Source organism: Acidovorax sp. LjRoot204, assembly GCF_056175785.1.
Genome location: NZ_JBGFFF010000257.1, coordinates 1 through 4,017, shown reverse-complemented (window position 1 = coordinate 4,017; position 4,017 = coordinate 1). Strand labels below are relative to the sequence as shown.

General features: G+C 63.1%; 4 protein-coding genes and 1 pseudogene. All 5 read left to right on the top strand.

Features of this window, described 5'->3' with window-relative positions; translation table 11 throughout:
* Window positions 1–700 (top strand): RluA family pseudouridine synthase (locus AC04MI_RS23935; RefSeq protein ID WP_476498901.1); only part of this gene is annotated, 700 nt, incomplete at its 5' end.
* A 147-nt stretch (window positions 701–847) separates the two neighbouring features.
* Window positions 848–1,597: an SMC-Scp complex subunit ScpB gene (scpB, locus tag AC04MI_RS23930; protein WP_436077895.1), complete on the top strand. Its 750-nt coding sequence runs from the start codon at window positions 848–850 to the stop codon at window positions 1,595–1,597.
* Complete coding sequence (locus tag AC04MI_RS23925; RefSeq protein WP_476498900.1) at window positions 1,597–3,165, top strand: pseudouridine synthase; 1,569 nt, start codon at window positions 1,597–1,599, stop codon at window positions 3,163–3,165. Before scpB ends, AC04MI_RS23925 begins: the two co-directional genes overlap by 1 nt.
* An 89-nt stretch (window positions 3,166–3,254) precedes the next feature.
* On the top strand, window positions 3,255–3,680 hold the full coding sequence (ndk, locus tag AC04MI_RS23920; RefSeq protein ID WP_476498899.1) for a nucleoside-diphosphate kinase: 426 nt from the start codon (window positions 3,255–3,257) through the stop codon (window positions 3,678–3,680).
* Between the two features lie 90 nt (window positions 3,681–3,770).
* Window positions 3,771–4,017, top strand: a pseudogene (locus AC04MI_RS23915) (23S rRNA (adenine(2503)-C(2))-methyltransferase RlmN); the annotation flags it as partial.

The window sequence follows — 4,017 nt, the reverse complement described above, 5'->3', positions numbered from 1 at the left end:
GCCCATGGCGATTGATGTGGTGTACGAAGACGAGCACTTGCTGGTGGTGAACAAGCCCGCAGGCTTGGTTGTGCACCCTGCGCCAGGCAACTGGAGCGGCACCTTGCTCAACGGCCTGCTGGCCCGCGACGACAAGGCACTGCGGGTGCCACGGGCTGGTATCGTTCATCGCCTGGACAAGGACACCAGCGGTCTTATGGTGGTCGCCCGGGACCGTGCGACCATGGACGCCCTGGTGGCGCTGATTGCCGAGCGCAAGGTCAAGCGCCAGTACGTGGCCATGGCGCATGGTGCCTGGATGGGGGGGGCGACCCGCTCGGTGGATGCCCCCATCGGGCGGGACCCTCGCAATCGCCTGCGCATGGCGGTGGTGGACTTGGCGGTACACCCTGGCAAAACCGCCCGCACGGATTTCCTGTGTCTGGAGGGAAGCGAGCGTGGTTGCTGGGTGCAGTGCACCTTGCACACCGGGCGCACGCACCAGATTCGCGTGCACATGGCGTCTCTGCGCCATCCTTTGGTGGGCGATGCCTTGTACGGTGGCGCACCGGTCGGCGCCTTGCAACGCCAGGCCCTGCACGCCTACCGGTTGGCTTTTGCGCATCCGGTGACGGGGGATCCTCTGGAGTTCCGTGCCCCTGTACCCGACGATATTCGCCGGGCGCTGTCAGAATGGGGCCTGGGCTACAATGCGCCCTGAACGGCCGTGACGGCCCTAGCCCGCAGCCGGAATCCCGCCGGGCTCTACCAACGCACCAGCGCCATTGCGCGGTGCACCAATGATTGCCCCTGCTGTTGATGTGACACCCGTTGCAACGCGTGGCACTTTTCCAGGAATCGCTGAACCATGAACACGGTGGATGCCAAAAGGGTCCTCGAAACTGCGTTGATCTGCGCGCAGCAGCCCGTGCCCGTGCGCGAGCTGCGGGTGCTGTTCAATGACGCGCTGGGGTCCGACACCCTCAAGGTGCTGTTGCAGGAACTGCAGCTTGATTGGGCGCAGCGTGGGGTGGAGCTGGTACAGGTGGCGACGGGATGGCGCTTCCAGAGCCGTCCTGAAATGCGTGAATACCTGGACCGTCTGCATCCCGAAAAACCGCCTCGCTACACCCGGGCCACCATGGAAACCTTGGCCATCATTGCCTACCGGCAACCGGTCACGCGCGGGGATATCGAGGACATTCGGGGTGTGACGGTCAACAGCCTGATCATCAAACAGTTGGAAGACCGGGGTTGGGTGGAGGTCATTGGCCACCGCGAAACGGTGGGGCGCCCGGCGTTGTTCGCCACGACCCGCCAGTTTCTGGACGATATGGGCCTGCATTCTCTGGACCAACTGCCGGTGCTCGATGACCCGACAGGCAATGCGAATGTGTTGGAAGCCATGGCAGCCGCCGCCCAGGTAGCCATCGGGGGTGAGCCTGATCTGCTGGCGGCTTTGCCGCACGAAGTCGGTGGGCAAGAGCCAGTGGAGTCTGTGGAGGCTGTGACTGATATGGGTGACAGGCGACCCGTGGATGATTTTTTTCAGAATGTGGAGACTGATCTCCGCGACGACCATGTTGATACCTCGGGTGGTATCCAGGGAAATACTTGATGAACGACTCGACCTCCGAAAATCCGGCCGAAGTGCCTGGGTTGAATGCCGCTGATACGGTACCTGCTGTCAAAAAGCCGGCTGCTAAGCGGGCTCCTCGCAAAAAGGCGGAAGCTGTCCTTGCCGAGGAAGCGGTGCCTGAAGCTGTGGTGGCGATGCAGGTCGGTACTTCGGCGCCTGTGTTGGAAGCTGCAGCGCCAGAGGTGCCTTTGGCCCAGGTGCAGGCGGTCGCCATGGACTCGATATCTCCTGAGGCGGTCGTATCGGCGGCCGACGGCGAGGGCAATACTCGGCAGGCAGGGAGGCCCCCTCGTGGCGAATCTCGTGAACGGCCTCAGCGTCCTGATGGGGCAGGGCGCGACAAGCGCAGAGCTGCCCCTGTCGTTGAGGGCTATCAGTTTGAGGATGTCGTGTCCGGTCGTTTCGACGAAGAAGATGCCTCCGCAGACGCGGTGCCGCAGAAGCGGGTGCTGCTGCCGCAGGTCGAGACACCTAAACTGCACAAGGTGCTGGCCCAGGCAGGGCTGGGATCGCGGCTGGAGATGGAGCAATTGATCCTGGAGGGGCGGATTTCGGTCAACAACGAACCTGCTCACATCGGACAGCGCATTCAGTTTGGCGATCAGGTCAAGGTCAACGGCAAGCCGATCCGCTATCGCATCGACCCCCCTCCGGCGCGCGTAATCGCGTATCACAAACCTGTGGGCGAGGTCGTGACCCATGACGATCCCCAGAATCGACCCACCGTCTTTCGCAAGCTGCCCCGACTCATGCAGGGCAAGTGGCAGTCGGTAGGACGCCTGGACCTGAACACGGAGGGTCTCTTGCTGTTCACCAGCTCGGGCGAGCTGGCGAACAAACTGATGCATCCACGCTTTGGGTTGGAGCGCGAGTACGCCGTTCGGGTGCTGGGTGCTCTGAGCAACGAGGAAAAACAAAAACTGCTGGACGGCGTGCGCCTGGATGACGGTATGGCATCGTTTGGTTCCATCGAGGACGGTGGTGGAGAGGGTTCCAACTGCTGGTACCGGGTCACCATCTCCGAAGGCCGCAACCGTGAAGTACGCCGCATGCTCGAGTCGGTGGGTCATGCGGTCAGCCGCCTGATCCGCATCCGCTACGGTGCCATGGTGCTGCCGCGCGGCYTSAAGCGCGGMGCCTGGMTGGAACTGGACGAGAGTGATATCCGCGCACTGGTTCAGGCAGCAGGTGCTGGGCGCCCCGAGCCTGTTGAGGGACGTCCTGAAGGGGCTGGTGCTGGCGGGCGCAATKGCAAGCCGCGCAACCGTGGCCGTGGTGGACCRCGCGGTGATGGCTCGCGTCGGGACATGTCGCAGCCTGCCGTCCCTGGTGGCCCCCGTGGCCAGAAGCCGCGCCGCGATGGCGGCCAGGGCCCTGCCCGTGGCAACAACGCTGCAGGGGGCGATCGCCAGCGTGGGGGCTCGGCACAGCCCGATCCGATGAAAACGTCGGTGGGCTACATCGGCATGGACAGCCTCTCGCGCCACCGCCAGGACAAACGACGCCCCGGTGGCGGCGGTCCCCGGCGCGGAGGTGGTGGGCGCTGAGTGCTCCTGCCTTCACGCTCCCCGGTTAGAATCGAGGGCTTTGTCCGGTGGACAAACGAATCACAGCAACAACCATTCAGGAAATCAACATGGCAATCGAACGCACTCTCTCCATCATCAAGCCCGACGCAGTGGCCAAGAACGTCATCGGTCAGATCTACGCTCGTTTTGAAGCTGCCGGCCTCAAGGTCGTGGCAGCCCGCATGGCCCACCTGTCGCGTCTGGAAGCCGAGCAGTTCTATGCAGTGCACAAAGAGCGTCCTTTCTTCAAGGACCTGGTGGACTTCATGATCTCCGGCCCTGTGATGATCCAGGCCTTGGAAGGCGAGAACGCCATCSYCAAGAACCGYGAMCTSATGGGCGCMACSGACCCCAAGAAGGCRGMMSCKGGCACCATCCGCGCCGACTTCGCYGACAGCATCGACGCTAACGCTGTGCACGGCTCCGACGCCGCTGAAACCGCACAGGCCGAAGTGGCATTCTTCTTCCCCGGCCTGAATATCTACTCGCGCTGAGATGGTGATGCTCCCCATGCCCGCACCCACCTTGGTGGGAGTCCAGTGTCATGGGGGTAGCTATGCCTGGTCTCCAGTGGGTTTGGCACCATGAGCACGAATCTGCTGGAATTCGACCTCGACGGTCTGGCGGCGTTTTGCGAGCGGCTGGGGGAAAAGCGCTTCCGCGCCACCCAGCTGTTTCGTTGGATTCATCAGCGCGGTGCCAGCGATTTCGACGCCATGAGCGACTTGGCCAAGGCCTTGCGTGACAAGCTCAAGGGCTGCGCGCAGGTCGAGTCACTGCCCGTTATTTCAGAGCATGTGTCCTCGGACGGCACTGTGAAGTGGCTGTTTG